Annotated in this window: 28 protein-coding genes; 15 read left to right on the top strand and 13 right to left on the bottom strand. The window is 56.9% G+C overall.

Annotation, left to right across the window (positions count from 1 at the left end):
* The first annotated feature begins 1 nt into the window (after position 1).
* Genes cydB through cydC form a run of 3 tightly spaced genes read left to right on the top strand, consistent with a single transcriptional unit; the run spans position 2 to position 4,363 of the window.
* Entirely contained in the window at positions 2-1,003 is a 1,002-nt protein-coding gene (gene cydB, locus G7W63_RS15405; RefSeq protein WP_166260087.1) for a cytochrome d ubiquinol oxidase subunit II, read from the top strand.
* The gene (gene cydD, locus G7W63_RS15400) at positions 1,000-2,706 is read left to right on the top strand and encodes a thiol reductant ABC exporter subunit CydD (protein WP_166260083.1); all 1,707 of its coding nucleotides are present in this window, start codon (positions 1,000-1,002) and stop codon (positions 2,704-2,706) included. Before cydB ends, cydD begins: the two co-directional genes overlap by 4 nt.
* Entirely contained in the window at positions 2,699-4,363 is a 1,665-nt protein-coding gene (gene cydC / locus G7W63_RS15395) for a thiol reductant ABC exporter subunit CydC (protein ID WP_166260080.1), read from the top strand. The genes cydD and cydC overlap by 8 nt, the downstream gene beginning before the upstream one ends.
* Positions 4,364-4,380: 17 nt before the next feature.
* Here cydC and G7W63_RS15390 read toward each other — a convergent pair whose 3' ends face one another.
* Entirely contained in the window at positions 4,381-5,613 is a 1,233-nt protein-coding gene (locus tag G7W63_RS15390) for a saccharopine dehydrogenase family protein (protein ID WP_166260075.1), read from the bottom strand.
* Between the two features lie 43 nt (positions 5,614-5,656).
* A complete protein-coding gene (locus G7W63_RS15385; protein ID WP_166260072.1) occupies positions 5,657-6,073 on the bottom strand; it encodes a hypothetical protein in 417 nt (138 codons plus the stop codon).
* 193 nt (positions 6,074-6,266) lie between these two features.
* Here G7W63_RS15385 and G7W63_RS15380 point away from each other — a divergent pair, with 193 nt between their 5' ends.
* Positions 6,267-6,608, top strand: coding sequence for a hypothetical protein (locus tag G7W63_RS15380; protein WP_242634442.1), 342 nt, complete (start codon positions 6,267-6,269; stop codon positions 6,606-6,608).
* 25 nt (positions 6,609-6,633) lie between these two features.
* A complete protein-coding gene (locus G7W63_RS15375; protein WP_166260068.1) occupies positions 6,634-7,101 on the top strand; it encodes a hypothetical protein in 468 nt (155 codons plus the stop codon).
* Positions 7,102-7,147: 46 nt separating this feature from the next.
* Here G7W63_RS15375 and G7W63_RS15370 read toward each other — a convergent pair whose 3' ends face one another.
* The 3 genes from G7W63_RS15370 to G7W63_RS15360 all read right to left on the bottom strand — a co-directional run bounded on the left by G7W63_RS15370 (position 7,148) and on the right by G7W63_RS15360 (position 9,230).
* Positions 7,148-7,429, bottom strand: a complete 282-nt coding sequence (locus G7W63_RS15370; RefSeq protein WP_166260065.1) for a peptidylprolyl isomerase — start codon at positions 7,427-7,429, stop codon at positions 7,148-7,150.
* Positions 7,430-7,538: 109 nt separating this feature from the next.
* A complete protein-coding gene (locus G7W63_RS15365; protein ID WP_166260060.1) occupies positions 7,539-8,480 on the bottom strand; it encodes an electron transfer flavoprotein subunit alpha/FixB family protein in 942 nt (313 codons plus the stop codon).
* On the bottom strand, positions 8,481-9,230 hold the full coding sequence (locus G7W63_RS15360) for an electron transfer flavoprotein subunit beta/FixA family protein (RefSeq protein WP_166260057.1): 750 nt from the start codon (positions 9,228-9,230) through the stop codon (positions 8,481-8,483).
* Positions 9,231-9,938: 708 nt separating this feature from the next.
* Between G7W63_RS15360 and G7W63_RS15355 the strand changes: the two genes are divergently transcribed.
* The gene (locus G7W63_RS15355; protein ID WP_166260054.1) at positions 9,939-11,591 is read left to right on the top strand and encodes an electron transfer flavoprotein-ubiquinone oxidoreductase; all 1,653 of its coding nucleotides are present in this window, start codon (positions 9,939-9,941) and stop codon (positions 11,589-11,591) included.
* Between the two features lie 67 nt (positions 11,592-11,658).
* On the opposite strand, the gene wrbA is transcribed toward G7W63_RS15355, so the two are convergent.
* The 7 genes from wrbA to G7W63_RS15320 all read right to left on the bottom strand — a co-directional run bounded on the left by wrbA (position 11,659) and on the right by G7W63_RS15320 (position 17,083).
* The gene (gene wrbA / locus G7W63_RS15350; RefSeq protein ID WP_166260051.1) at positions 11,659-12,258 is read right to left on the bottom strand and encodes an NAD(P)H:quinone oxidoreductase; all 600 of its coding nucleotides are present in this window, start codon (positions 12,256-12,258) and stop codon (positions 11,659-11,661) included.
* Positions 12,259-12,496: 238 nt separating this feature from the next.
* Positions 12,497-12,958: an FKBP-type peptidyl-prolyl cis-trans isomerase gene (locus G7W63_RS15345; protein WP_166260047.1), complete on the bottom strand. Its 462-nt coding sequence runs from the start codon at positions 12,956-12,958 to the stop codon at positions 12,497-12,499.
* A gap of 198 nt (positions 12,959-13,156) precedes the next feature.
* Positions 13,157-13,726: a DUF1285 domain-containing protein gene (locus tag G7W63_RS15340; RefSeq protein WP_166260044.1), complete on the bottom strand. Its 570-nt coding sequence runs from the start codon at positions 13,724-13,726 to the stop codon at positions 13,157-13,159.
* A 37-nt stretch (positions 13,727-13,763) separates the two neighbouring features.
* Positions 13,764-14,222, bottom strand: a complete 459-nt coding sequence (locus G7W63_RS15335; protein WP_166260040.1) for a SixA phosphatase family protein — start codon at positions 14,220-14,222, stop codon at positions 13,764-13,766.
* Between the two features lie 16 nt (positions 14,223-14,238).
* A complete protein-coding gene (locus tag G7W63_RS15330) occupies positions 14,239-15,318 on the bottom strand; it encodes an NAD(P)H-dependent glycerol-3-phosphate dehydrogenase (RefSeq protein ID WP_166260036.1) in 1,080 nt (359 codons plus the stop codon).
* A gap of 77 nt (positions 15,319-15,395) precedes the next feature.
* The gene (locus G7W63_RS15325; protein WP_166260032.1) at positions 15,396-15,887 is read right to left on the bottom strand and encodes an STAS domain-containing protein; all 492 of its coding nucleotides are present in this window, start codon (positions 15,885-15,887) and stop codon (positions 15,396-15,398) included.
* Between the two features lie 11 nt (positions 15,888-15,898).
* Positions 15,899-17,083: a PP2C family protein-serine/threonine phosphatase gene (locus G7W63_RS15320; RefSeq protein WP_166260028.1), complete on the bottom strand. Its 1,185-nt coding sequence runs from the start codon at positions 17,081-17,083 to the stop codon at positions 15,899-15,901.
* A gap of 137 nt (positions 17,084-17,220) precedes the next feature.
* Between G7W63_RS15320 and G7W63_RS15315 the strand changes: the two genes are divergently transcribed.
* On the top strand, positions 17,221-18,705 hold the full coding sequence (locus G7W63_RS15315; RefSeq protein WP_166260023.1) for an HD domain-containing protein: 1,485 nt from the start codon (positions 17,221-17,223) through the stop codon (positions 18,703-18,705).
* Here G7W63_RS15315 and G7W63_RS15310 read toward each other — a convergent pair.
* Entirely contained in the window at positions 18,702-19,796 is a 1,095-nt protein-coding gene (locus G7W63_RS15310; RefSeq protein ID WP_242634441.1) for an NAD(P)/FAD-dependent oxidoreductase, read from the bottom strand. The genes G7W63_RS15315 and G7W63_RS15310 overlap by 4 nt on opposite strands.
* Positions 19,797-19,899: 103 nt before the next feature.
* Between G7W63_RS15310 and G7W63_RS15305 the strand changes: the two genes are divergently transcribed.
* Genes G7W63_RS15305 through G7W63_RS15270 form a run of 8 tightly spaced genes read left to right on the top strand, consistent with a single transcriptional unit; the run spans position 19,900 to position 26,837 of the window.
* Positions 19,900-20,856, top strand: coding sequence for an acyl-CoA desaturase (locus G7W63_RS15305; protein ID WP_166260019.1), 957 nt, complete (start codon positions 19,900-19,902; stop codon positions 20,854-20,856).
* Positions 20,853-21,323 (top strand): nuclear transport factor 2 family protein, encoded by a 471-nt coding sequence (locus tag G7W63_RS15300; protein ID WP_166260015.1) that lies wholly within the window; start codon positions 20,853-20,855, stop codon positions 21,321-21,323. The genes G7W63_RS15305 and G7W63_RS15300 overlap by 4 nt, the downstream gene beginning before the upstream one ends.
* A complete protein-coding gene (locus tag G7W63_RS15295; protein ID WP_166260012.1) occupies positions 21,320-22,114 on the top strand; it encodes an SDR family NAD(P)-dependent oxidoreductase in 795 nt (264 codons plus the stop codon). Before G7W63_RS15300 ends, G7W63_RS15295 begins: the two co-directional genes overlap by 4 nt.
* A complete protein-coding gene (locus G7W63_RS15290) occupies positions 22,111-23,376 on the top strand; it encodes an NAD(P)/FAD-dependent oxidoreductase (RefSeq protein WP_166260009.1) in 1,266 nt (421 codons plus the stop codon). The genes G7W63_RS15295 and G7W63_RS15290 overlap by 4 nt, the downstream gene beginning before the upstream one ends.
* 32 nt (positions 23,377-23,408) lie before the next feature.
* Entirely contained in the window at positions 23,409-24,320 is a 912-nt protein-coding gene (locus G7W63_RS15285; protein ID WP_166260258.1) for a DUF1365 domain-containing protein, read from the top strand.
* The gene (locus tag G7W63_RS15280) at positions 24,308-25,579 is read left to right on the top strand and encodes an SAM-dependent methyltransferase (protein WP_166260004.1); all 1,272 of its coding nucleotides are present in this window, start codon (positions 24,308-24,310) and stop codon (positions 25,577-25,579) included. Before G7W63_RS15285 ends, G7W63_RS15280 begins: the two co-directional genes overlap by 13 nt.
* A 35-nt stretch (positions 25,580-25,614) precedes the next feature.
* Positions 25,615-26,097 (top strand): DUF2878 domain-containing protein, encoded by a 483-nt coding sequence (locus G7W63_RS15275; RefSeq protein ID WP_341273691.1) that lies wholly within the window; start codon positions 25,615-25,617, stop codon positions 26,095-26,097.
* Positions 26,094-26,837: a hypothetical protein gene (locus G7W63_RS15270; RefSeq protein ID WP_242634440.1), complete on the top strand. Its 744-nt coding sequence runs from the start codon at positions 26,094-26,096 to the stop codon at positions 26,835-26,837. Before G7W63_RS15275 ends, G7W63_RS15270 begins: the two co-directional genes overlap by 4 nt.
* Positions 26,838-26,909: the final 72 nt, after the last annotated feature.

The raw sequence follows: 26,909 nt of genomic DNA, 5'->3' as shown, positions 1-26,909 counted from the left end.
CATGGGACCGATTGATCTGGTTATTGTCTGGTCGTTCATCATCGGCTTCGGCGTCATCATGTATGTGGTCATGGACGGGTTTGATCTGGGGGTTGGCATCCTCTTCCCCTTCGCGCCCAATGAAGAAAGCCGCGATATCATGATGAATACCGTGGCACCGGTCTGGGACGGCAACGAAACCTGGCTGGTACTCGGCGGTGCCGGACTGTTTGCGGCCTTTCCGCTGGTGTACTCGATTCTCATGCCAGCGCTGTATATTGGTGTTTTCCTGCTCCTGGCGGGCCTGATCTTTCGTGGCGTGGCGTTTGAATTCCGGTTCAAGGCCAACACTTCCCGCTACCTCTGGAACTGGGCCTTTGCCGGTGGCTCTACGGTTGCCTCCTTCGCCCAGGGAGCGGTGGTCGGTGCTTATATCGAGGGCTTCGATACGGCCGATCGCGTATTCGTAGGCGGGCCTTTTGATTGGCTGACTCCGTTCAGTATCCTGACCGGTTTCGGGCTTCTGGCGGGCTACGCCCTGCTTGGCTCAACCTGGCTTATTCTCAAGACAGAAGGCGAGTTGCAGGCATGGGCCTATCGCATTGCGACACCACTGCTTGTAGCGGTTCTGGTCGTGTTTGCCATTATCGGAATCTGGACTCCGTTCGTTGACCAAATGGTTCGGGAGCGCTGGTTTAATTCACTCAGTATTATCTGGATTTTGCCCGTGCTGACAGCACTCTGCGCTTTCCAGATCTACCGTTCCGTGCGCAAACGGTACGAAGCCAGGCCTTTTCTCGCCACTATGGGACTGTTCGTGCTGACCTACCTGGGCCTGCTGGTCAGCAGGTGGCCCTATGTAGTGCCACCGGAGTATACCGTCTGGGATGCCGCTTCATCCTATGACTCCCAGCTGTTCCTGTTGGTCGGCGTCTTATTCGTGGTGCCCGTAGTGCTGGCCTATACCGCCTGGACCTACTGGGTATTCAGGGGCAAGGTCACCGCCGACTCTGGTTACCATTGAGTACCAGGCCCCCTGGCCGGGCGCCGGAATCAGCCAGAGCCTGGCTCAAATCCCTGGCGCATCAGGTTGCGTCATACCGGCGCGGAGCCATTGTAGCTGGCACTGCGGCCGGCCTGTTCACGGTTCTGCAGATGGCGGCACTGGCCTACATTATTGACAGGGCTGTGATTTCTGAATGGACTGCCATCGATCTGCTGCCCTGGTTTATCGCCCTGCTTCTGGCACTGGGATTAAAAGCCATAGCCCAGGGGATACAGGCCCATTATATGGCCAGGGCCAGCCTGGCGGCCCGCAACGAAGCGCGCAGCCAGCTTACCAATGCCTGGAAAACCGCGGGGCCGGTCCGGCTTCTGGATGAGTCTGCCGGCACCCTGGCCCGGGAATGGATAGACCATGTGGAAGCCCTCCACGGCTACTTCGCCAGGTACCTCCCCCAGATGTCCCTTGCCGTGTTTGTCCCGTTACTGATGCTGACGGTTGTGGTCTGGTTTGACTGGCTGGCAGCATTGTTCCTGCTTCTTGCCGCCCCTCTCATTCCGATCTTCATGGCTCTGGTGGGCATGGGTGCCGAGTCTCTAAACCAGCGGCACTTTGAAGCCATCGGGCGCCTGTCAGGGCAGTTCCTGGATAAAGTGCGGGGACTGACAACACTCCAGCTTTTCGGTCAGACCGAACCGGCGGCAGAGCTTCTCCAGACCCGCTCCGATGATTATCGCCGCCTCACCATGAAAACCCTGCGGGTGGCCTTTCTGTCCTCCGCGGTCCTGGAGTTCTTTGCCTCGGTGAGCATTGCCGTTGTCGCCATGTATGTGGGCTTCGGTCTACTGGGCTACATCGAGTTCGGGCCAGCGCCACAACTGACCCTGTTTTCGGGCTTATTTGTATTGCTGCTCGCACCGGAGTTTTTCCAGCCGTTACGCCAGCTGGCCCAGCACTATCACGACCGGGCAGCAGCCGTTGGCGCAGCACAACTGATTGTCCTCCGTCTTGATCACCTACAGAGCGCCGGAGGCCAGCCAGAGGATGCTACGTTCACACCCATTACCCAGCCTCCAGCCTGTACCCGTAACATCATGTTGGAACGGGTCAGTGTACGCTTTCCCGATGGCCGTACCGGCCTGAGCAACTGTTCTTTGGTGGTCGGCCAAGGTGAAAGCCTGGCACTGACGGGGCCTTCAGGCGGCGGTAAAAGCACCCTGCTCCATGTTCTGGCGGGCTTCATAAAGCCAACCGAGGGTTCTGTCACGGTATTCTGCGAGCCACCGGGGACCGAACCTTTCGCCTGGTTGGCGCAATCGCCCTATACGGTCCACGGCACCTGGGCCGAGCATCTGAGACTAACAACCCCGACGGCATCTGAGCGCGCGATGATCAGGGCACTGGAGGCGGCTGGGCTGGGTGAACTGCTGAGGTCCCGGCCCGAAGGCCTGCACAGTCCCGTGACGGAAGCCGGTTTAGGGCTGTCAGGGGGCCAGGCCCGTCGCCTGAGCCTGGCCCGGGTGCTGTTATCGGAAGCCCGTCTGATCCTGCTGGACGAGCCCACAGCAGGGCTGGATCGGGAAACCGAACAGATTGTTCTGGCGGCACTGCAGAAGCTGACCGGGGAGGGTCGAACCCTCGTGTTCGCCACTCACCACCCGTCGCTGCTCGGGCTTGCTCATCGGGTACTGACAGTTCAGGCCGGGGAGGTGTCCCATGGCTGATCTTCTGCCCTGGCTAAGGCTGATTGGCCAGCGCCGCGGCCGCTTGTGGGTCGGGGCGCTTCTGATCGCGCTCACCATTATTGCCGGGCTCGGATTACTGGCACTCTCTGGCTGGTTCATCACAGCGTCAGCGGTTACCGGCCTGGCGTTTGCTGCGGGCTCCCGGGTGGCGTTTGATATCTACCTGCCCGGCGGAGGTATCCGCACGTTCGCACTCGTGCGCACGGTCGGGCGCTATGCCGAACGGGTCTACAATCATGAGACGGTTCTGCGCCTGCTCGCGGATCTCAGGGTCTCGCTTTTTCGCAGCCTGGCAAGGGAGTCCGTCATGGCTCGCGCCCGTCAGCCGGGAGCGAGCTGGCTGTCTCGGCTTACCAACGATCTGGACAGCCTGGACACACTCTATCTAAGGCTGATCGCGCCCACCGGCCTTGCCATCGCAATAACCTCAGCACTGGTCGTGGTTTCGGGCTGGCTTTACGGGCTGCAGGCAGCAACAGTGACCGGAGTGATGCTGGCCGGGGCCCTTATCCTGGCGACCTGGGGTGTATTCCAGGCTACCGTTAGGTTAACCCGACAGCGAGTCGACCAGTTGGAGTCCCTTCGCGGTATGACCCTGGAGCACCTGGAGGGTCAGGCTGAGCTTACGGCCGCTAGCGCCCGTGATGAGCACAGCCGGCGCCTGCTGCGAGATGCCCACACAAGCTCTGAAGATCAGGCTCGGGTGGACCAGAGGATCGGATGGTTTGGCGCCGGGTCGAGCTTTCTCATGTATTCGGCCGCTGTCGCCGCATTGTTTACCAGTATTGGTCGCTTCCAGGCCGATGAAATCAGCGGTCCGGTTCTGGCCCTGCTGCCCCTCGCGATCCTCGGGCTCAATGAGGTTTATGCCACCCTTCCGGAAGCCTTTGGGCGGCTGGGAGGAACACTGGCAGCAGCGCACAGATTGAATCGGGACATTGCCCCCAGAGGTGAGCCCACAACTTGTGCCCGTCCGCCGAAGAACGGCTCGGCTCCATTGCCGGATGCTGTTCTTAGCTTTCGTAATGCCGGCTTCCAACACCCCGGCCTGCCGCCGGTCCTGGTGGGGCTCGATCTTGAGGTCAAGCCCGGGGAGAGAGTTGGCCTGACGGGGCGGTCCGGTTGTGGCAAGTCCTCCCTGGCTGACATGGCAGCAGGGCTAGCAGAACCAACTCACGGCAAGCTGTTCCGAAACGGCTATGGCTTGCAGGATGGCAACGAACAATGGCTGGCTAACGTCAGCTATCTGACCCAGAGTACTCAGCTGTTCGATGATACCTTACGCAACAACCTGCTACTCGCTGATCCGGATGCGACTGAGCATGATCTGTGGAACGTGCTGGATACCGTGTGTCTGGGGGACCTGGTCAAGCGCCTGCCCCAGGAGCTGGATACCTGGCTGGGCGCCTATGGGCGCCAGTTATCTGGGGGGGAGGCACGACGAGTGGCTCTGGCCCGGGCTTTGCTCAAGCCCGCCGATGTGATCGTACTGGACGAACCGTTTACCGGCCTGGACGCCAGTACCCGACAGACGGTAATCGCTAACCTGAGCCTCCGGCTCAGGGGCAAGACTCTGCTCGCATTCGCCCACGCCCCGGATGCTCTGCCAGAGGTCGACCGGGTGGTCGAACTCTGACTGGATGAGCATACAGCCTATTCGATAAGCTCGAAGGTCAGCCCGGCGTAGGTACGCAGGCGGCTTAACAGCTTGTCTTCAAAGATCGAGGCGGGAGTCCAGAAGCCGCCGGGCTTATTGGTCTTGGCAATATCAAAAGCCAGACAGGCACCCGCCTGGCCCAGCATCTTGCCGGTTGAACCGTAGCCCGGGTCCTGGTCACCCACGACCTTGGCACGGATTGTCTTGCCATCCGCCGTCTTGCCAACGAACCGCAGATCGTAGTAGCCCTCCTCCTGGGATTTGCGGCTTGGGCCTTCCCCTGGTTTGGGAACCACAAACCGCTCAAGTGCCCATCGGCTCGGCTTTATGGCTGAGGCTACCAGGAACCCACCCATGGCCGCGGTAATGCCATACGCCGCGAGACGGCCTTTAAGACCCCTGCCCGCTATCATGGCCTCGTCATACTGGAATTCTTTGCCATAAGCGGCACCCTGCATGGCGTTGGACCGGTGCACAATTCTCGTGTTAATGGCCGACATGACAAACGGCGCCAGCCAGACATTGAGATCCGCATCGTACTCGGCGGACTTTACATTGGGCTGGCGTCGGGTTGAGCGATGGCCCGGAGGACACAAAGAAAACGGATTCGCCAGCTCTTTGCGCAGTGCCGGGTCCGAAGCCGCCTCTTTTGCGACATTCATCAGACTGGCAACGGTACCTCCAGAAAATTCGCCTTTGGCCGCCTTAACACGCATTTTTATTTCAATGCAGGGCCCACCCAGGGTTTGCCTGGCTTGTTGCTGGAGGAAAAAGACGCCCATGTCAGAGGGGATAGAATCAAAGCCACAGCAATGGACGATGCGAGCGCCAGATTCTTTTGCCTGGACCTCATAGGTCTGGATCATCTTTCGGATCCACTGCACTTCACCGGTCAGGTCACAGTAATCCGTACCTGATTCCACACAGGCCTTGACCAGTGGCTCGCCAAACAGCGCATAAGGCCCTACGGTGGAGATCACAACCCGGGTCGACTGACACATGGCCTTTAGGGAAAACTCATCCTCAGCATCAGCAAGGATGAAATTCAGTTCGGCGGCATCGGGACCGAGGTCTGTCTTCAGATTCACTAGCTTATGTTCTGAGCGACCTGCAATAGCCCATTTCATCTGACCTTTGGTCCCAAAGGTCTCGAACAGGTAGCGGGTCAGTATCTGGCCAACAAAACTGGTGGCCCCAAAAACCACTACGTCATACGGTTGTTCAGTCATTCATCTTCCTTATTTGAAGGTATAGGTTCCTGAAAGTGGGTTTCTACTGCAGGCTTTTCGGGTTCCGGGCGCCCATCAGCACCAGAAAAAGTGCCAGGCCGAGTCCCCAGAATCCGTTGAGTATGAGTCCCCCGACCCAGGCCTGGGCGGTCACTTCCAGACCTTTGAGGGGGAAAACAACCAGCATGGCAACGGCAGTGGGAGCGACGGCACCGAGAATAACCGCCAATGCCCAGAACCCTGTAGTCGCCATACGGCCAATGATTGCCCAGAGTACCATGCCCCAGAGCCCGCCGAAAAAGGCCAGAGAAATCACCGCGGGTACCCCGATAGGAGGCACAGGAGTCAGGTTAAAGGGTTCCGAGGGAGCCATGCCCGCGTAGAAGAAAACTGCAAACAGGCCCTGATGAAATATCAGGGTCGAAAGAAATCCCGCAACGAAAGCTTTGAACCAGACCATGGGATGATCTCCTGTATGGGTGTAAAGAAAGACGAATTGTGCGCCGAGTTGATCTCTGCCCGCAAATATTCCACGATTTTACGGGTTTTTTCCCTGTTTTATGGGAAATTATGGGCAACTCGGCCAATCGATTCCCGGGATTGCTCCGTCAGACTGGATCAGACCAGTGGCATAGAAAACAGAGAGGCCTCACGTGTCCTATATTTTCACTTTAATCTTACTGGTACTGATTGCCGGCATAGGTCTGCTCTACCACCGCCTGCGCCTGCAGAACCAGCGTCTCGACCACGCCCTGGCCCAACTGGACGAATTGGGCACCGGCCGTCTCACTTCCCGGGAGCCCCAGCTTGTGCTTACGTTACGGGTGCTCGACCCGATTGCAGTGGCAAAGCGGGAATCACGCTCTGCAAGGATCCTGGCGGATCGTCTGCCGGTGATGGTCCAGAAGATGGTGTACCAGCAGGTCATGAAAGAGGTTGGTGAAGAGCTTGCTGCCCGGGATATTGATGTTGAGCTGAATGTCGAATACCGATAGTGCGTGAATACAGGGGTACACCAGCATGATTATTCTGAACACCTTGTTGGCGTTAATCGGACTTGGGCTGCTGGCAGCCACCGCCCGACTCAGCCACCGGAACCACAGTTTGGGTCGGATACTGAGCGCCGGGCTCGCGGCACTGGTCAATCAGGCGGGAAAGCGACAATTGGATCTGATTGAGTTCAGAAACCGGGCGCGTCTTGTGGAAGAGACCGTTCGGACCAGCACTACCGCAGTGGAAGTAATCCATCGTGCGATTACGTCCACGACCTTCGAGGTGATCGACCGCCTCTCGACAAGTGAAAGGTTCCGCGCCGATGCCCGCAGGGCCAAGACAGTTCACGACACCAAAAGCCGTAGCTTCTATCGTTCGTTACGGACAACCAACCGCGCATTTCATGGCTTGGCCAATAGGGTAATGGACAGCAAAGCTAAACGAACAAACCAGAACCGGGACAGCAAGAAGCACGGAAGCGGGGATCAACCGTAAAATCTGCCGGGCAGATATCGCGCCCGGCAGCGCCAACCTGTTCTGATCAGTCCTGACGGGAGGTCACTTCCAGAAGGTGGTAGCCAAACTGGGTTTTAACGGGGCCCTGCACTTCCTTGATAGGGGCTGAGAAAACGACCTTGTCGAACTCGGGAACCATCTGACCACGGCCAAACTCACCAAGGTCACCACCGCTGCGGCCAGACGGGCAGGTTGAGTGCTCCTTGGCCAGGGCCGCGAAATCTTCGCCCTTCTCGATGCGAGCTTTCAGCTCATTACAGGTTGCTTCGTCTTTAACCAGCAGATGACGGGCGGATGCACGTGCCATAGTTACTACTCCAAAGTGTGTGAGAGCGCATAATACCCTGTTATAGCGCGTTAAAAAAGATACAAAAAAAGGGCGCACTGAGGCGCCCTTTTTCATCACAGACAGTCAGTTAGACGACTTTCTTCAACTCTTCCTCAAGCTGAGGAATGGCTTCGAACAAATCCGCGACCAGACCATAATCCGCGACCTGGAAGATAGGCGCTTCTTCGTCCTTGTTGATCGCAACGATCACCTTGGAGTCGCCCATGCCGGCCAGATGCTGAATGGCACCGGAAATACCAACAGCAATATACAATTGCGGCGCAACAATCTTGCCTGTCTGGCCGACCTGCATGTCGTTAGGCACAAAGCCCGCATCAACTGCCGCACGGGATGCACCAACAGCCGCCCCCAGAACATCGGCGACCTGCTCCAGCATCTTGAAGTTTTCGCCGTTCTGCATGCCACGACCACCGGAAACAACCACACCAGCGCTGGCAAGATCGGGACGGTCAGACTTGGCCTTCTCTTCGCTCACAAAGCTTGAGAGGCCCGCATCTTTGACGATGTCCAGATTCTCGACGGAGGCGGAGCCCCCCTCTGCAGCAACCGGGTCAAAGGCGGTGGGACGTACAGTGATCACCTTGATCTTGTCGCTGCTCTTCACGGTCGCGATGGCGTTACCCGCGTAGATCGGACGAACAAAGGTGTCCTCGGATTCAACGGCCATGATGTCAGAAATCTGGGCGACATCCAGCAGGGCAGCCACCCGGGGCATGAAGTCCTTGCCCGTGGTACCGGCTGACGTAAAGATGTGGCCGTAATCCTTGCCAACCTCAGCCACCAGCTCTGCCAGGTTCTCACCCAGAAAATGGCCATAGGCCGCGTTATCTGCAACCAGAACCTTGTTGACACCTTCCGCCTTGGCGGCCGCTTCTGCTACGGCACCGACGTTTTCACCAGCGACCAGCACATCCACATCGCCGCCAACGGCCTTGGCAGCAGCCACGACGTTCAGGGTTGCCTGCTTCAGGCTGCTGTTGTCATGTTCAGCAATTACAAGGATGCTCATTTAGATCACCTTCGCTTCGTTCTTCAGTTTATCGACAAGCTCTGCAACGTCAGCCACCTTGATGCCACCCTTACGTGCTGCAGGCGCTTCCACCCTCAATGTGGTCAGCCGCTGTGCGATGTCGACACCCAGGTCCGCCGGGCTCATGGACTCCAGGGGCTTTTTCTTGGCCTTCATGATGTTTGGCAAAGAGGCGTAGCGCGGCTCGTTCAGACGCAGGTCCGTGGTAACCACGGCCGGAAGGCCCAGGGAAACCGTAATCAGACCACCGTCGACTTCGCGGGTCACTGTTACCTTTTCACCTTCGACAACCACCTCGGAGGCGAATGTGCCCTGCCCCATGCCGGTTAAGGCCGCCAGCATCTGGCCGGTCTGGTTGTTGTCCGAATCAATGGACTGTTTGCCGAGAATGACCAGCTTGGGCTGCTCTTTCTCCACGACGGACTTCAGTAATTTGGCAGCTTCGAGTGACTGAACCTCTTCGTCAGTCTCGATATGGATACCCCGGTCAGCGCCCAGTGCCAGAGCGGTACGGATCTGCTCCTGGCAGGCTTTGGGCCCGATGGATACCACGACGATTTCGCTCGCGACACCTTTCTCTTTCAGGCGAACCGCTTCCTCGACAGCGATTTCGCAGAAAGGGTTCATTGCCATCTTTACGTTGGCAAGATCAACACCGGTGTTGTCCGGCTTGACGCGTACCTTGACGTTGTAGTCGATTACTCGTTTTACAGCGACCAGAACCTTCATAGATTCCTCGTTCTTCTACGATGGGTTGAATGACTCGCACCGGTTGTCACAGTGACCAGCGTCCCTGGATTCGGTACCTGTCGCATCGATTCGTCTAATGACCAATCGACCGTTATGTCTGCCTGTTTCTTACCTGGTTCCGCTTTTAAAGGCTAGTGCGTGCCCCAGGGCGCCATAATACTGACGCCAAAGCCTAAACGGGTCAATAGCCCCGAATGGCCGTCGTGGCCGCCACAGGGGCCAACGAGCGCTTGCCTGTGCCGTCTGAGCCATGAGACCATAAATTGAACCGACTCATAACAACAGACCACCGCAGACATCCAAAGCGCGCTTTCCCTGCATTACCCGGATCTACGATCCCAGATATCTGTGTCTGAATGTAAAAGATGGAGGCAGCAGGGTCGCTTTACAATGCCAAAGGATCAGAGGAATTTCAAACAAACGTTTGTTTGATTACCGGATTATTATATCCTCAAGGTATGGGGTCGGGCGGGCAGAGACCGCAAAAGTCGTTCGATTGCTTATATTTGGGTATCATGGCCCCCTTATGGAAAAGGCAGCCATTACGGCTGGTCTATTAGAAGAGAGAACAGGATTAGTCAGCGCGGCAGTAGCCGTTTGCCCCGTGGCGACCGCTCCAATGAGCTGATCACGGGCGCAAGAAGCGTCGAAGTCCTTATATCCACTGCGAAGTTTGAGGAGACCAACGTGGAACGCGAATCGATGGAATTTGATGTTCTGATCGTCGGCGGTGGGCCAGCAGGCCTTTCGGCTGCCTGTCGTATCATGCAGTTGGCCGAGGAAGCCGGCGAAGAAAAGACCGTTTGTGTGGTCGAAAAGGGTTCCGAGATCGGCGCTCACATCATGGCCGGTACGGTCTTCGAGCCGACGGCCCTTAACGAGCTGTTTCCCGACTGGAAGGAAAAAGGCGCTCCCCTTAATACGCCGGTCACGCGTGATGACATCTTCCTGCTCAAGGACCAGGCGTCCGCCACCAAAGTGCCTGGCGCCTTCGTGCCGAAGAGCATGCACAATCACGGCAATTATATCATCAGCCTGGGCAACCTTTGCCGCTGGCTGGCCGAGCAGGCCGAAGCCATGGGCGTCGAAGTCTACCCTGGTTTTGCGGCAGCAGAGACCATCGTTGAGGATGGCCAGGTCAAGGGTATCATTACCGGAGACATGGGTGTTGCACGGGACGGCAGCGAAAAAGACAGCTTCATGCCGGGCATGGAGCTGCGAGCAAAGTATACGCTCTTTACCGAGGGTTGCCGGGGCCACCTGGGCAAGCGCCTTATACGGGATTTCAAGCTGGACGAAGGCAAGGACCCGCAGCATTACGGCATCGGCATCAAAGAACTCTGGGATATCGATCCAGCTAAACACGAACCAGGGCTGGTGGTTCACACCACGGGCTGGCCACTGAAAGAGACCGGCTCCACCGGCGGCTCCTTCCTGTACCACCTTGAAAATGGCCAGGTCTATGTGGGTCTGATTGCGGATCTGTCCTATAGCAATCCCCATATGGCGCCGTTCGAGGAGTTTCAGCGGCTGAAACTGCACCCGGAGATCAACAAGCATCTGGAAGGCGGCAAACGGGTTTCCTACGGCGCACGGGCCATTACCAAGGGTGGCTTCAACTCGCTACCCAAAATGAGCTTCCCCGGCGGCCTTCTGCTGGGCTGTGATGCTGGGACTCTCAACAGCTCCAAGATCAAGGGCTCCCACACTGCCATGAAGTCCGGTCTTCTGGGCGCGGAAGCGGTTTTTGCAGCGCTGAAGGAAGGCAAGAGCGGTGAAGAGATCACCAGCTTCGAGGATCGCTTCAAAGACAGCTGGCTGTACAAGGAGCTCTTCAACGAGCGCAACTTCAGCCCGGCCATGCACAAGTTTGGCAACGTCGTGGGCGGTGGTATCGCCTACTTCGAGCAGAATATCCTGCGCCGGAGCCTGCCGTTCACCTTTCATGACACGGTGCCGGACTATGCGACCCTCAAGCTGGCATCCGAAAGCAAGAAGATCAGCTATCCCAAGCCGGATAACAAGCTGACGTTTGATCGTTTGTCATCGGTGTTTATCTCGAACACCAATCATGAGGAAGACCAGCCGGTTCACCTGAAGCTTGAGAACCCAGCTATTCCCATTGAGGAAAATCTGCCCAAGTATGACGAGCCGGCTCAGCGGTATTGCCCAGCTGGCGTTTACGAAGTAGTTGAGAAAGACGATGGCAGCGGCAAGCGGTTTCAGATTAATGCCCAGAACTGCGTTCACTGCAAGACCTGCGACATCAAGGACCCTGCCCAGAACATCAACTGGGTGACCCCGGAAGGGGGAGGCGGACCGAACTACCCCAACATGTAGGGGATAGAAGGGTTCAAGTGAATCCTGAAGTATTGCAAGCGGCTCGTTTAGAGCCGCTTTTTTTTACTCAACCGAAAAGTTTGGCCGTTGTTTTTCCGATCAATTCACCCTGATGCCGGGCACCTTCGAGCTCGATCTCGCTCGGTTGCCGGGAGCCATCGGTACCGGCAATAGTGGTGGCTCCATAAGGCGAGCCACCCACAATTTCCTCCATTGTGGTCTGTCCCTGGTGACTGTACGGCAACCCCACGATCGTCAAACCGAAGTGCAGCAGGTTGGTGATAATGGAGAACAGCGTCGTCTCCTGACCGCCATGCTGGCTATTGCTCGAGGTGAAAGCCCCGCCGACCTTGCCATTAAGAGCGCCACTGGCCCAGAGACCGCCGGCCTGATCCAGAAACGTGGCCATCTGACTGCTCACCCGCCCGAACCGGGTCCCGGTACCAACGATTATGGCGTCGTAATCGGCCAAATCATCAACTTTGGCCACGGGCGCTTCCTGGTCCAGCTTGAAGTTGGCTTTACGTGCGACGTCGTCGGGAACTGTCTCCGGAACACGCTTGATATCGACCTCTATGCCCGCCTTTCGGACACCTTCCGCCATAGCTTCCGCCATAGCTTCGATATGCCCGTAGCTTGAGTAATAAAGTACAAGTGCCTTTGTCATAGTTACCTCCTGTAATTGCCACTAAAAAAAACAATTGGTCTCACAGCCGAACACTGCATATATCTGCGGCATTGCGTAATTCAAGTTGTTCAGGCTCAGGGTGCAACACTACTGCAGCGTCAATCAATAACCGGATCGGTGCTTGCCCGATAGCCTTGTTTAATAAGGCTCAGACGGAATCTCAGGCATAAAAAAAGCGGTCTCGAAAGAGACCGCTTTTTTGAACCGGACTAAACGATCAGTGCACGTGACCGTGTTCGGATTCTTCCTCACTCGCTTCGCGGGTGTCGACCACTTCCACGTCGAAATGCAGGGTTTCGCCTGCCAATGGATGATTGGCGTCGATGGTGACGGTCTCATCGTTGACTTCTACCACACGAACCACCTGCGGGCCGCCCGGGGTCTGAGCCTGGAACTGCATCCCGGGTTCGATGGATTCGACCCCCTCGAACGCGGAACGGGGAACCGGCTGGACCAGCTCTTCGTTGACTTCGCCATAACCTTCAGCGGGCTCGATGGACACTTTCAGCTGGTCGCCGGGGGCTTTTTCGGTGAGCGCGTTTTCGAGTCCACCAATAATATTTTGAGCACCTTCCAGGTATGTCAGCGGCTCACGGCCTTCCTCGCGGGAGGAGTCTAGCTGCTCTCCCTGGTCGTTAGTGAGCGTGTAATGGATGGTGACAACACGAGGTTGGGCCATGTGATCTCCTTGCGTGTCGCAATGACTGAGTATGTAAGGTTAGGGCAATCGTAAGTAGTCTTGAACAGCCAGACTGCACAGAGGGACTCGCGACCACCAGGCCTCGTTAAAAGAGCTAACTTCGGTAACACGAAAGTGCAGTCTAACAAGGGTCAGACTGCGTTTTCTACCGTAACGATAAGGGCGCCCCCCGGGAATTCAAGCCCCCTTTCCCAATTCAAAGAAGACCCCATCGCTCCAAACCCCCACGCTCTGGTGTGTTCCGTCAGGGTTATCAGTAACATAGCGCACCAGCTCGTAGAAGGCAGCGGTACCTAGCCGGGCCTGTAAACCGTGATACATATCAACAAGAGGTCGTGGCTCATCAGAGCCCGGGTAGGTATCCATATGCAGGGAGTGCTCCCGCCCAAGCGTGATGCTTTCACCCGTGTTGGTGGTGACTTCCACCTTCTGCTGCTGACCTTCTCCCATGACGGTCACGTTGTGGGCCATCAGTGGCGTATCCTCAACCTTGATGCGCCACTTTTCGACGGGCGTGACCAGATAGTATTCGCCGTCATCCTCACGCCTGAGAATAGTGGAGAAAAGCCGGACTAACGCCTCCCGCGCCATCTTTTCGCCCTGGTAGTACCAGTCGCCATCACGGGCTATGCGGATGTCGATATCCCCGGAGAATTCCGGATCCCATTTTTCCAACGGCGGTCTGGCATTCGGCTCCGGCTTCGCGGCTTCGATCTGGGCTTCAATGCCCTTGGGGTCAGGACTCATAGGTGACTCCTTCACGTTTATACGTTGACTGGCCGTTTTATTCGCTGTCAGGCAGAAACTGGTCTTTCAGGTCAGCACATCCCGGCCCCACAATGGGCATATCCAACAGGACCGCCTGGCTGGTCATGAACGGAATACCTCGCCGATGACCATCCACCAGCAGCGTCGAGAGTGCGCCGACAAAAGGCATATGGGAAACCAGCATCAGGCGTTCAATATTACAGTCAAGCAGTGCTTCGAGGCATTGGCCGGGGTCATCATCAGGCGTAATAAAGGGTTTCTCGAGCACTGGCCGGTTGCAGGTTTCGGAAATAATTGCGGCAGTCTGCCGTGCCCGTACCAGCGGACTTGCCCAGATCACCTCCGGGCGCCAGGGCGACGCCGCAATCATGCGCGCTACTGAGCCTGTGCCAAGGCGACCCGCTTCTGTCAGTTCCCGCTCCTGATCACGCGTGTGCCAGCCGGCTTCGCCATGTCGCATCACAAGCAGATACATGAGCTGCTCCGATAAGCTAGTGGGTGAGCGTCCTCGGCAGGATGAACTCCACATCCGAATTCTGCACTGCCATCATCAGGCTGTTGATCACGGCCTTGATGGACGCGTTGCCATACAGTATTTCATACAAGCCTTTGACAAGCGGCATATAGATGCCGATTTCCTCGGCTTTTTCCTTGACCAGCAGCAGGGTGTAGATGCCTTCAGCCACCTGCCCTATTTCCGCTACTGCCTCGTCAAGCTTTTTGCCCTGGCCTATAGCATAGCCAATGCGGAAATTACGGCTCTTCGGTGAAGTACAGGTCACGACCAGGTCGCCCACGCCAGCCAGGCCCATAAAGGTCATCGGGTTGGCGCCCAGGCTCACTGCGAACCGGCTCATTTCTGCCAAGCTGCGGGTAATCAGCATGGCTTTGGCATTCTCCCCCAGCTCGAGGGCTGCGGCCAGGCCGGCAACGATGGCGTAGATATTCTTGAGCGCGCCCGATAATTCAACCCCGTACATATCGACGTTGGCATAAACCCTGAAGTACTCACAACCCAGCATTTGCTGGACTTTGCGCCGAACGTCCGGATCCTTGGCGGCGATGACGGTGGCGGTGAGGTCACGGTTGACTATCTCGCTTGCCAGGTTGGGGCCGCTCAGCACACCAATGCGAGCCCGGGGCAATTCAGACTGCAGGATCTCGCTCATCAGCTTGAAGCCTTCTTTCTCAATGCCTTTGGTGAGACTGACTACGATCTGCTCATCCCGGAAACTGGCAGCGTTTTCAACGATAACCGTACGAAAAGCCTTGCTGGGGATGGCAACAAAGACAATCTCCGCCTGCGCTATGGCTTCTGCAAGGTCACTGGTGGGGCGGATATTACCCGACAACTTGATGCCCGGCATGTAACGACTGTTGCAGTGCTGCTCTGCGACTTCATCCACCTGCCTGGCGTCTCGCATCCAGAAGTGGGTGGTATGGCCATTTTCCGCCAGCACCTTGACCATGGCTGTGCCAAAACTGCCACCACCGAGCACCGCGACATGATGCCTGTCCTGTTCGTTGGCTTTTTTCTCGCCCTGTTGGTCAGGCTTGTTATTCTGAGACATAGAATCCCCGCTCAAGCGTCTATTAAGCTATCTGAAAGTACATCTCATGGAGTTTCAGTACTGCAAAGGGTTCCGGTTCAGCCCGGCTCCTCGCATTCAAGCGCACGTACCAGATTCTTGAATTCTTCCCGATTACGGCTGTTCAGACTCATCAGCACGCGATGAGCATCAAGTACCTTGTCGCGCACCTGCTGTTCACTGGCCCTGAGCACGGGAATTTCTTCAAGCTCTTCAATTCGGGAAGCGGGCTCCTTGACGATTATAAAAATCTTGTCAAAGCCCATGGAGGTAATGATTCGGGTCACGTCGGGGTTGGTGGATATCAGGGTCGGCAGGAAATGGCTACGCTTTTCTGCCGCCATAGCAATCTTGGCGAGCAGTCCCAGGGTCGTGCTGTCTATGATTTCAGTTTCAGTGACATCCACAACGACGGTCTTGAAGGCAGGATCCTGGGTAATGGTCTCAACCAGGTGGTCCAGCGTTGAACACAGGTTCAGCCGGATTTCCCCAATAAACTTGAGGAGGTAAATGCCCTGTTTTTCAGCTTGCAGGATTTTATAGCCAGCCATGTTTTCTGCCATCATTTCGAAACGACATCCGTTACCGACACGAGTGCAATATCATCCGGCAACTCTACAATCTGTTCGAGGTTCAGAGCATCGTTCAGAGAGGCGATAGTGTGACTACCTCCCGACACGAGTTCAAGTAGTCGACGCTCCTTTTCGTCAAGCCCCTGAGCTTTTATAACCTCAAGAATGCCGTCTGAGAAAAGAATCAGACGGAATGGCCCGGAAAGCGGTTTTTCATATACCTCCCAATGGGGCTCTTCGAATAATCCCACCGGTAGTCCGTTACCCTCCAGAAACGCTGTTTCACCACCGTCAAAGGAAAGAATCGGCATAGGAAAATGCGCCCCGACCGCGTAACGAAGGGTTCGGTCCCGCTCAGAGATGATCCCTACGAATACCGTAACATGCTTACCCAGCCCTGTATCCAGCAGTTCCGAGTTAATCCGCTCCAGAAACCGGTCAGGATAGAGAATATCGTCGCTGGAACCTCGTCTCATATTACGCTGCAGGCGATTGGTCAGATTCTTCAGCAGAACCGTGACAAAGGCCGAGCTGGCGCCGTGGCCCGACACGTCGGCGATGTAGACGAGGGTCTTATCGGAATCAATGCGGAAATAGTCAAGAAAGTCGCCGCTCAGGTACAGGGACGGCTTGATCAGGTGGTCGACCGCGAAGCTGCCCAGCATCTGCTCATGGTCGGGCAACATCCGCAGCTGGACCTTACGCCCTGCCCGCTGGTCTGCCCGCAGTTCGGCGATGCCGGCCCGCAGGTCACGGTTAGCCTCTTCAAGCTCCTGCCGGTATAGCTGGTTGAGCCTGGTGACCCGGACACGGTCAAACAGTTTGCTGAGCACATCATCCAGGGCGATCTTGTCAGAACAGGGTTTGAGTACGAAATCAGAGGCCCCCGCCCGCAAGGCTGCTACAACCTCAGCGGCTGTCTGCGCACCAGAATAGGCAATCAGAGGTACGGAGAGGTCCTGATTTTCCAGCCGTTCCTTGAGGACAGCGATGCCAGCAGGCACCATGTCCACGAAAATGGCATCCGGTGGGCTCTCTTCAAAGAGCTGACGGGCCGCCTGGAAATCGCCATAGCCGCTGACATAGAAGCCCTTGGTTTCAAGGTGCCTGTCCAGCTCGGCCCGGGCTTTCTCGTCAGGGTCAATTATCAAAATGCGCTCAGTGCGCGATGTCATGGATGTCACCCTAAACCACTAGCCGTAAACAACAAAAACACGTATTTCGCGGTTGGTATAGGGCTATTCTGGCACGACGCTGTGATATAACAAGATAAGATTCAACTTTACCCTTTGATTGCTGGAGAGATTCAACTGTGCGAAGCGCTGTCAACGACCTGCTGGGAGCCTATGACAAACTGATCATGGACCCGGTCCATGGGGGCATCCCCCTGTATCGCCATGAAATCCAGGTAATCGATCACCCCCTGTTTCAGCGCCTTCGTAATATTTGCCAGAATGACATACTCAGCCTGGTCTTCCCTGGTGCCACTCACTCCCGCTTTCTTCACAGCATCGGGGTGATGCACGTGGGCGGACGCATGTTCCGCGCCATGATTGATGCCTATCTGAGGGAACGTCAGCTCAGTGAACAGGTGGACCTGAGCCTCAGTCAGCTAGACGCCATCGATTATCTGGCCAAGACCATACGGCTGGGCTGCCTCTTGCACGACAGCGGCCATTCCAGTTTTTCCCACCAGTTTACCCAGGCACGCCGCATCCACGAACTCATGTCCCGACCAGACCGGTTCGATGATCTCTGGCAAGGGGTGGACTACTCCCGATTTTACCCCGAGCGACCCACCGAGCTCGAGCACGAGCATTACTCGGTGCGGGTTGCCTACGATGTGCTCGAGTCCATCGACCTGCAGGCCGCCGGGCTGTGTACACAGGACATACTGGGCATCATGGAAACCACCCGGGTTACGCCCAGTGAAGCCTTCTGCCGCCACGCGCGCACCTTCTGGGACTTTATAGCCGGTGCCGATGCCGAGTCCGGTGCTCTGAGCGAGGCTTCCACCCCTGCCCTGGTGATGGACCTGCTGTCCTCTGTGGTATCAGGCGAGATAGATGCTGACCGGGCAGACTACATGCTACGGGACGGTTTCCATTCATCTGTCACAATCGGGGGCTTTAACCTGGATCACCTGCTCAGCAACCTTCGGTTTGGCTGGGATGTGGAACAACCCTGGCTGGGGTTGGCCATTACCCAGAAAGGTCTGGGAGCCCTGGAGGATTTTGTCTATAGCCGTCATCAGATGTACCGAAAGGTTTACGCCCACAAGACGGCACTGGGGTTCGACTGGGTGCTTAGAGAGGCCATCAATGAAGTGCTGGAGGACCCGGAAACCTTCGACTGGGTCGATACCTGCCTCAGCGATATGCAGTATTTTGCGGAACTGACCGACAGTTTTTTCTGGGAGGCCTTCCGCAAGCTGGCCCGAAAGAAACCCCAAAGTTACTCCAAATGCATTGTCGACAGGGTCAAACTTGACCACCTGGATACCCGGGAAGACCTGTCACCGGAAGGTATTGAGGACCACAGCGCCTATCTGGCGGACGCTATGGAACTGAGGCCCGAGAACGTCGTGACCTGCTCCATGCGGGCACGGTTTTCCAACATCCAGGATAATTTCAGCGGTATCAAAGTGCTTGTACGGGACCCCGTACGCCGCACCCGCACCCTACGACGCATTACCGAGGTCAGTGCTTTTTTTACCAAGTTTGGCGACGGCACCATCACCCACTTCTACCATCGTCCGGCCATCATGCATGATCTGCCCGCCGATCGCGGCCATTAGCCGCGAGGCTGGAGGTCGCCGGTTTTTTTCCACTCCCGGATCAGACTGTCAGCGCTTTCAAATGCGCCCTCGACCCGACCACCACTGAGCCAGTCCCCGATCAAGGCAACCTGGTGCTCAGCAAACCAAAGATGCCCCGGTCCGGCTTTAGCGCTGGATTTGGCATAAAGCCATCGATGACTATGGACCTGGATGGGCTGTGACCCTGTGTCTGTGGCCAGGCTGAAGGCATCAAGCAAAGCCTTTTCCACGTAGGCTTTCGGTGAATCCTGATGCTCATCGGACCAGTCGGGTCGGCCATGCAGAACCCACCATTCACCGCTGGTATTGCGCCCGGGCTTGCTTGAGTTATTGCCTGCCCACTGAAGGACGTCACTCTGTGGCTGGAGCCCTTCATAATCGAGCCCGAGACCATTTTCATACTGAGCAACTACAGTCCAGCAAGCCTGCATCAGGTCAATGTCATCAGAGAACGCATTAACCAGCGGGTCCAGATGGCTGTTGAGAATAATTTCCTCTGCCTGGGCAGGCGGAACGGTCAGGATAACAGCGTCGAACGGCCCATACTCTGCGCCCTCACTGTCGTTCAGATGCCACTGGCCGGTCAGTGGGCGGATCAGGCGCTCGATTCGCACCCCGGTTCTGATATCAAGAGTTTGGGCCAACGCCCGGGAAATGGCGGTCATCCTGGGCACACCAACATAGCGGGTCTCGGCATGAAAGGCGTCCCAGTCGCCATCGCTAGCCTGGTACCTTAATCGGCCATGCCATTGGTCATACGTCTCCGAGCCGGAATCCGGGTCTCGGGCATAGCGATTGAGAAACGAGCGGAAGCTTGGATTACGAACAGTAAAATACTGGGCGCCTATATCGACAGAGACATCGGCAGAAGCGTCGGCCGAGCCGTGAGCCAGGTCAGCAAGACGCTTTGACGCCAGCCGACCACCAGGCCCGCGGCTTTTCTCAAACAGCACGGTTTCCACACCCGCCTCATTCAAACGGAGGGCAGCGGTCAGGCCCGATATGCCTGAACCGATGATGGCAGCCTTTCGTATAACCGTCGGCTTGGGAGATTCGTTAAACATGGTCATCTATGCATCCATTGAGGGGTGGCTGAACGTACATTAACCGAGCGCGCCGGGTTCCGGTTACTTCCGTTAAATCATGAGTATGGCAAAAAAGGGCTGGCAGTCTATGACCCGAGTTCAGAACGTGTTGGTCAGTGTGGTGAGATGGTTCGATTCTGAGGCACATTCAGATCACATCAGTGGCGAACCGCGCGCTTTCAGTTTCGTGCGCGTATTACCATTCATAGGCCTGCACCTTGCCTGTCTGCTGGTTTTGTTCACCGGCACCAGTGCCTTTGCCGTTGGTTTTGCGGTTGCTTTCTTTTTCTTGCGCATGTTTGCGATAACGGGCTTCTACCATCGGTATTTTTCCCACAAGACCTTCAAGACCAACAGGTTCTGGCAGTTTGTCTTTGGCGTGCTGGGCGCCAGCGCCGGCCAGCGTGGCCCCTTGTGGTGGGCGGCCCATCATCGCCACCACCACCAGCACTCCGATCAACCGGAAGACCTGCACTCACCCAAGCAAAGCGGCTTCTGGTGGGCACACATCGGGTGGTTTACCTGTGAGGACGGCTTCCGGATGAACGAACGCCGGGTTAGGGACTGGCTCAGATTCCCCGAGCTGAGGTTCATCAACCGCTTCGACGCCCTGGTGCCGGCAGTGGCGGTTGTGCTTATTTTCGGCCTTGGGGAAGCCCTGGCCCTGTGGGCCCCGGGCCTGGGAACCAATGGCGTCCAGCTTGTGGTCTGGGGCTTTGTCATTTCGACGGTCGCGCTGTTTCACGCCACGGTTTCCATCAATTCCCTTGCCCATGTATGGGGTAGCCGGCGCTTCGACACCAGCGATGACAGCCGTAACAATTTTCTGCTCGCTCTGATCACTCTGGGTGAGGGCTGGCACAACAATCACCATCGCTGGCCCCAGTCGGCAAGACAGGGTTTTCGCTGGTACGAGATCGACATCACCTACTACCTGCTCTGGGTGCTCGAAAAGCTGGGCATTATCCACGACCTCAACCCTTTGCCTGCCCAGATTCGGGAAGAAACCCTGCGTCTGGACGAACTTCGGAGAGTCAAGCCATGAACCAGACCCACACCGGACAGCCATCGGCTATACCCTTCGCCTCCCGCGGTCCTGTCCTCGACAGGTTCCGGGAGCTGTTCAACAACATGAGTGGCAGCGAAACCGGGCCTTTGAGTGATGTGTACCATGCTGACATCCAGTTTACCGACCCATTTACGTCAGTGACCGGAATCACCGCCCTGGAGCAGTACTTCAGCGGCGCTTATGCCAACGTCATCGAGTGCCGCTTCGAGTTTTTCGACACCGTAGCTGACGACGACAACGTCTGCCTCACTTGGAAGATGGACCTGCGGCACAAGCGTATACGCCGGGGCGAACTGATTCAGGTAGACGGTATCAGCAGGCTCAGACTTCAGGATGACCGCATCATTGTGCACCGGGATTACTTTGATGCGGGCCAGCTTCTTTACGAGAATCTGCCGGTTTTGGGTAGTGCCGTGCGCTGGCTAAGGAAACACGCAGCATGAGTGATCTTTTTAACCGACCCATCACCCTCTGGTTAACCGGCGCGACTTCTGGCATCGGACATGCGCTGGCTGAAGCGCTTCTGAAAGAAGGACATCAGGTGGTCGCTACAGGCCGTCGAAAAGATGCGCTTGCTGAGCTGGCCAGTACTGCACCAGGGCAGGTAATCATCGCTCCGGCCGACACCACCAGCAAGGCTGACCTTGAAGGGGTTCAGAAGCAGCTGGAGCAGGTTAGGCCGGTTCAGGCAGCCATACTGAATGCGGGTACCTGTGAGTATCTGGACATCGCCGAGTTCAGCGCCGATCTTATCGAGCGCAATGTGCACACCAATGTCATCGGGACGGCCCGCAGTATTGAGGCGGTCCTGCCGTCCCTTCGTGAAGCACGGCGTCAGGGTTTGCCTGCGCAACTTGTGATTGTCAGTTCCTCGGCCTGGTGGTTTCCGTTTGGGCGTGCCGAGGGCTATGGTGCGTCAAAGGCCGCCCTCACCTATTTTGCCCAGTCGCTGCGGGCTGATCTGGCCGCAGAGGGTATACAGGTAACCGTGGTCTCGCCTGGCTTTGTCAAGACACCGCTGACGGACCGGAACGATTTCCCCATGCCTTTCCTGATCTCGGCAGAAGATGCCGCCCAGCGGATCGTGAAGGGCTTGCACAAAGGCCAATCCGAGATCCAGTTCCCGAAACGGTTCACCTGGATGCTCAGAGGCTTCAGCGCCCTGCCCCAGGGCATTATTGATCGTATGGCGGCCGCCATGGCCCGGAAGCAGAATCAGGACGACGCAAAATGACAGCTGCCCGCCAGAAACTGGCGATTATCGGAGCCGGTGTATCCGGCCTTACGTCGGCCTGGCTCCTGGCCCCCCGTCATGACGTGACCCTGTTTGAAGCGGGCAGTTATGCTGGCGGCCACACCAACACGCGCTCTGTTGAAGCCGGTGGCAGGACCTGGCCTGTAAACACAGGGTTTATCGTATTCAACGACTGGACCTATCCGAATTTCATAAAACTCATGGACAGGCTCGGGGTGGCGTCCGAAGTCAGTGGCATGAGCTTCAGTGTGGACTGCAACAGCACCGGGCTGGAATACAACGGAACCAGCCTCAACACCCTGTTCGCGCAGCGTCGCAATCTGGTCAACCTGCCATTCCTTCGCATGATCCGGGAGATCCTGCGTTTCAACAAGGAAACCCGGGCAGAGCTTGCCGACGACGCCATAACCGATGATGAAACTCTGGGGAGTTACCTTAACCGGAAAGGCTATTCCCGTTATTTCCGGAACTATTACATCGTTCCTATGGGGTCGGCCATCTGGTCTGCCCCCGAACTGGTGCTGGAGCGTTTTCCAATCCGGTTCTTCCTACAGTTCTTCAACAACCACGGCATGCTGTCGGTGGACGACCGCCCGACCTGGCGGGTGATCAGCGGCGGTTCGGCCCGCTATGTGGATCGGATGCTGGAAACCCTCGCGCCACACCTGCACCTGAACAGCGCGGTGCAGTCGGTAACACGACACGAGCGTGGTGTGACGCTTCGGGTCAATGACAAAGAACACGAGTTCGATCAGGTGATCTTTGGCTGCCACAGTGATCAGGCCCTGGCCATGCTCGGAGATGCCAGTGCTACCGAGCGCGAAATACTGGGCGCCATCCCCTACCAGAACAATGACGTCGTATTACATACTGACGCCTCGGTGCTACCGGCAGAACGACGCGCGTGGGCAGCGTGGAATTACTTCATTCCGAGCCACAGCACGGAACCCGTTTCGGTTACTTACAATATGAATATTCTGCAGAACTTTGCAGATGCTCCAGAAACGTTTTGCGTTACGCTAAACCGCACCAGGGACATCAAGCCTGAGCGCATCATCGAGCAATACCAATACGCCCACCCGGTGTTCAGCCTGGAATCTGTTGCCGCGCAAAAACGCTACCACGAGATCGGAGGCCACAACCGAACCCATTTCTGCGGAGCTTATTGGTTCAACGGTTTCCATGAAGACGGGGTACGCAGTGCCCTTCGGGTCACAGACGCCTTCGGAGTCGGTCTCTGACCATGGCCAGTCGTCGGACACCCCAACCCCGCCTGGCGAGCCAGTGGCTTAACGGAACCGTTCGCCACCGGCGCCTGAGCCCAGTCAACCATGAATTCCAGTATGATACCGGCATGCTGGCACTGGACCTGGACGAGTGGTCCTCCCTGGGAGCCCTGAGCCCGTTCTTTTCTATTGAAGGCTTTAACTGGGTATCGCTGAAGCGTGATGACTACTTCCAGCCGTCAACACCGGATCTCAAACAGGCCATTTCGGATCAGGTGGAGACTGCCACCGGCTGGCGGCCGGAAGGCCCCATCGAGCTGATAACCCACCCGCGCTATTTCGGCTATGTGTTCAACCCCGTCAGTTTCTACTTCTGTTACGACCAGGGGCAGCGCGCCGGCGATGTGCCCAGGGTCATCGTTGCCCAGATAACCAACACCCCCTGGCATGAGCGCCACGTCTATTGTCTGGAAAGGAGCGAGGGCCGCACCTCGGCGGATGGCTGGCATACCCAGTCGTTCAGTTTCCCCAAGCGCTTCCATGTCTCGCCATACAACCCCATGACCCAGGATTACCGCTGGCTGTTCAGCTTCCGGGGTGATGAACTCCGAATCCATATGAACGTGCTTCAGGAAGAGCAAAAGGTATTTGATGCCACCCTGGTAGTCCATCGCGCCCCTTTGTCTCGTAAGACCATTCACAGCAGTCTGCGACGCTTCCCCGCCGAATCCCTCAAGGTGGTGGCGGGCATCTACTGGCATGCCCTGAGGCTCAAGCTCAAAGGCGCCGTATTCCAGACCCATCCGGACAAGCTTGCGTCTGACGATCCCGGGTTTCGGCTCGGCAATGAAGACAAGGGCGAGCAGATCGGACACCAGGGGCTGAAACACGGCTCCAGTGGTGGCACCTGCGAACCTGACAAGACCAACACAGTGAAGGTAAGCTCATGGAGAACCTGAATTCGTCGCTGACACGTGATACTAACCAGGGGTCAGCCTCTTTCACCAGCCGGGCCGCACGGAACCTGGTCTGCCATCAGTTGGCTCAACTTGGTGACGGCATCCTGACCATCCGGGAAACCCGCATGGATGACCAGGTGTTTGGCGATGGCAATACTGCCCATGAGCCCGCGGAGCTGATCATTCATGACGCCAGTACCTGGCGTGACCTGCTGACCGGTGGCAGTGTTGGCGCAGCTGAATCCTATGTGGCCGGGGACTGGACAAGCCCTGACCTGGTGGCCCTGCTCAGGTTTTTTACCCGCAATGTAGACCGGATGAATGCCTTTGAAGACAGATTCAGCTGGGTCACCAAGCCTGCCCTGAAAGGTCTGCATTGGCTGAACCGCAACACGCCGACCGGTTCCCGGAAGAACATCGAAGCGCATTACGATCTGGGCAATGACCTTTTCGAGGCCTTCCTCGATCCGACCATGATGTATTCCTCTGCCATCTACCCGACGCCCTCAAGCTCGCTGGAAGACGCGGCAGTACACAAGCTGGATATTCTCTGCCGCAAACTGGACCTGAAGCCGACAGATCAGGTCGTCGAGATCGGCACTGGCTGGGGCGGTTTCGCAATTCATGCGGCGAAACACTACGGCTGCCATGTGACAACAACCACCATCAGCCGGGAACAGCTCGAGCTGGCCCGACAGCGCGTGGAGGCGGAAGGCCTGTCCGATCGCATTACCCTGCTGTTCGACGATTATCGCGACCTGACTGGACAGTACGACAAACTGGTGTCCATTGAGATGATCGAAGCGGTAGGGCCGCAGTTTCTCGACAGCTATCTCAGACAGATAGACACCCTTCTTAAACCGGATGGGCTCGCCCTGATTCAGGCGATCAACATGCCCGAACAACGCTACCGCCGTGCCCTGAAGAACGTGGACTTCATTCAGCGGTTTATATTTCCCGGCAGTTTTATTCCCTCATTCGGCGCCATACTGGAGTCCATGGGTAAAGAAAGTCAGCTGGTCCTGAGCCATGCAGAGGACATAGGCTTTCACTACGCCCGAACCCTGCGGGACTGGTCCGATCGATTTGCCGCCAACCATAAGCACATTGCCAGCCTGGGCTATGGCAAAGAATTTCAGCGTCTTTGGCATTTCTATTTTGCCTACTGTGAAGCCGGATTTAGCGAGCGGGCGATCGGGGTCTCCCAGATTATGCTGGCCAAACCCGGCAACAAGCGCGCGAATATTCTGAGCCTGTGATCCGCTCCGACACTGTGCGTAGCCTGGTAAATTTGTTGCTGTTCCAGCTTGGCTGGTTTCTGTGTGTTCTGTTCCCGGGACTACTGAGTGCCACGGCAGCGTTCGGCCTGGTGGGGATACACCTGGCGCTGGTCAGCCAGCATCGAAGCCGTGAGTTGCAGTTTATACTTCTGGGTACGGTGCTGGGTTCCCTTCTGGACGGGCTCTGGTTTCAGCTGGGCGTTATGACTGACAGCAGCGGCACGGTGTTCTGGACGCCGGTGTGGCTGGTGGGCATGTGGGCCCTTTTTCTCACAACCCTCGCTCACTCCCTTTCTTGGATGGGCTCGCGTCCCTGGCTACCCTTTGTGCTCGCTCCCATAGCCGGCCCTTTCGCCTACTGGAGCGCCAGTGAACTCGGCGCGGTGGTCCTGCCGGCCGGGTGGTCCTCTCTCCTTGCATTGGCCCTTGGGTGGCTGGTTATATTTCCTCTGTTGATGTACATCAGGAAACGGTTCTACCCGGAGATCACCTCATGATGCACATACGCCCCTTTATCAGTCTCGCAATCTTGTTTGTGCTCCCGACCATAGGCCAGGCTGCTACCTGGACGTTCACCGGATCTGCCACCGCCCAGGAGGAAGACCGGGTATATCAGGAACGCCACGAGCTGACCGGAGAATGCCGGGACGGGCTGTTCCTGCCCCTGGAACATCAGGTGGAGTATGTGAAGGAGGGTAGCAAGGATGTCTTTGCCCGCAAAACCCTGGAGTATGAGGAATCGGTACTGAGACCGAGCCTGGATTTTCGCCAGCCGGCATTCGGCGAGCGGATGCAGGTCACCAACGCCAATGATGAGACTGCCAAAATCCATTGGCAGACCAACGAAGGCGGCACCGAGACCTACGAGGTGGCGTTGACTGACGAGGTTGTCGTGGACTCCGGTTTCGACAATCTTGTGCGTACCAACTGGCAAAGGCTGACGTCCGGGGGGTCCGTAGACTTCCGCTTCCTGGCCCCTACCCGCGGCGAGCATTATGCCTTTGTGCTGGAGCCGGCCGAGGACAGCCGAATTGATGCAGACGTTGTGCTGCGGATCGAGCCTTCGGGTTTTGTCATGGGCTTTCTGGTGGAGCCCATTCTGCTGGGGTATAGCGACGATGGCACACTGACTGACTATCTTGGCCTGACCAACGTCCGCAAGGACCGGGATAACAACTACACCGCCCATATCCGCTACAGCCATGACGAGATGCCGGGTTGCGGTCTTATAAGGTGATCCGGGCCACCGCGGCGCTTAGGGAAATTATGGTAAGCTTTCGGCTCTTCAATCCTGTATCGAACCGGATGA

The sequence above is a fragment of the Marinobacter salicampi genome, from assembly GCF_011074795.1.
Classification (GTDB): Bacteria; Pseudomonadota; Gammaproteobacteria; order Pseudomonadales; family Oleiphilaceae; genus Marinobacter; species Marinobacter salicampi.
The sequence above is the reverse complement of the archived record's forward strand: the minus strand, read 5'-3'. Positions and strand labels throughout refer to the sequence as shown.

Excerpts from the sequence above, each read along its gene's own strand:
- cydB (WP_166260087.1), top strand. The coding sequence starts at position 2 with ATGGGACCGATTGATCTGGTTATTGTCTGGTCGTTCATCATCGGCTTC.
- cydC (WP_166260080.1), top strand. The coding sequence starts at position 2,699 with ATGGCTGATCTTCTGCCCTGGCTAAGGCTGATTGGCCAGCGCCGCGGC.
- G7W63_RS15390 (WP_166260075.1), bottom strand. The coding sequence starts at position 5,613 with ATGACTGAACAACCGTATGACGTAGTGGTTTTTGGGGCCACCAGTTTT.
- G7W63_RS15385 (WP_166260072.1), bottom strand. The coding sequence starts at position 6,073 with ATGGTCTGGTTCAAAGCTTTCGTTGCGGGATTTCTTTCGACCCTGATA.
- G7W63_RS15375 (WP_166260068.1), top strand. The coding sequence starts at position 6,634 with ATGATTATTCTGAACACCTTGTTGGCGTTAATCGGACTTGGGCTGCTG.
- G7W63_RS15370 (WP_166260065.1), bottom strand. The coding sequence starts at position 7,429 with ATGGCACGTGCATCCGCCCGTCATCTGCTGGTTAAAGACGAAGCAACC.
- G7W63_RS15365 (WP_166260060.1), bottom strand. The coding sequence starts at position 8,480 with ATGAGCATCCTTGTAATTGCTGAACATGACAACAGCAGCCTGAAGCAG.
- G7W63_RS15360 (WP_166260057.1), bottom strand. The coding sequence starts at position 9,230 with ATGAAGGTTCTGGTCGCTGTAAAACGAGTAATCGACTACAACGTCAAG.
- wrbA (WP_166260051.1), bottom strand. The coding sequence starts at position 12,258 with ATGACAAAGGCACTTGTACTTTATTACTCAAGCTACGGGCATATCGAA.
- G7W63_RS15345 (WP_166260047.1), bottom strand. The coding sequence starts at position 12,958 with ATGGCCCAACCTCGTGTTGTCACCATCCATTACACGCTCACTAACGAC.
- G7W63_RS15340 (WP_166260044.1), bottom strand. The coding sequence starts at position 13,726 with ATGAGTCCTGACCCCAAGGGCATTGAAGCCCAGATCGAAGCCGCGAAG.
- G7W63_RS15335 (WP_166260040.1), bottom strand. The coding sequence starts at position 14,222 with ATGTATCTGCTTGTGATGCGACATGGCGAAGCCGGCTGGCACACGCGT.
- G7W63_RS15330 (WP_166260036.1), bottom strand. The coding sequence starts at position 15,318 with ATGTCTCAGAATAACAAGCCTGACCAACAGGGCGAGAAAAAAGCCAAC.
- G7W63_RS15325 (WP_166260032.1), bottom strand. The coding sequence starts at position 15,887 with ATGGCTGGCTATAAAATCCTGCAAGCTGAAAAACAGGGCATTTACCTC.
- G7W63_RS15320 (WP_166260028.1), bottom strand. The coding sequence starts at position 17,083 with ATGACATCGCGCACTGAGCGCATTTTGATAATTGACCCTGACGAGAAA.
- G7W63_RS15310 (WP_242634441.1), bottom strand. The coding sequence starts at position 19,796 with ATGACCATGTTTAACGAATCTCCCAAGCCGACGGTTATACGAAAGGCT.
- G7W63_RS15305 (WP_166260019.1), top strand. The coding sequence starts at position 19,900 with ATGACCCGAGTTCAGAACGTGTTGGTCAGTGTGGTGAGATGGTTCGAT.
- G7W63_RS15300 (WP_166260015.1), top strand. The coding sequence starts at position 20,853 with ATGAACCAGACCCACACCGGACAGCCATCGGCTATACCCTTCGCCTCC.
- G7W63_RS15295 (WP_166260012.1), top strand. The coding sequence starts at position 21,320 with ATGAGTGATCTTTTTAACCGACCCATCACCCTCTGGTTAACCGGCGCG.
- G7W63_RS15290 (WP_166260009.1), top strand. The coding sequence starts at position 22,111 with ATGACAGCTGCCCGCCAGAAACTGGCGATTATCGGAGCCGGTGTATCC.
- G7W63_RS15280 (WP_166260004.1), top strand. The coding sequence starts at position 24,308 with ATGGAGAACCTGAATTCGTCGCTGACACGTGATACTAACCAGGGGTCA.
- G7W63_RS15270 (WP_242634440.1), top strand. The coding sequence starts at position 26,094 with ATGATGCACATACGCCCCTTTATCAGTCTCGCAATCTTGTTTGTGCTC.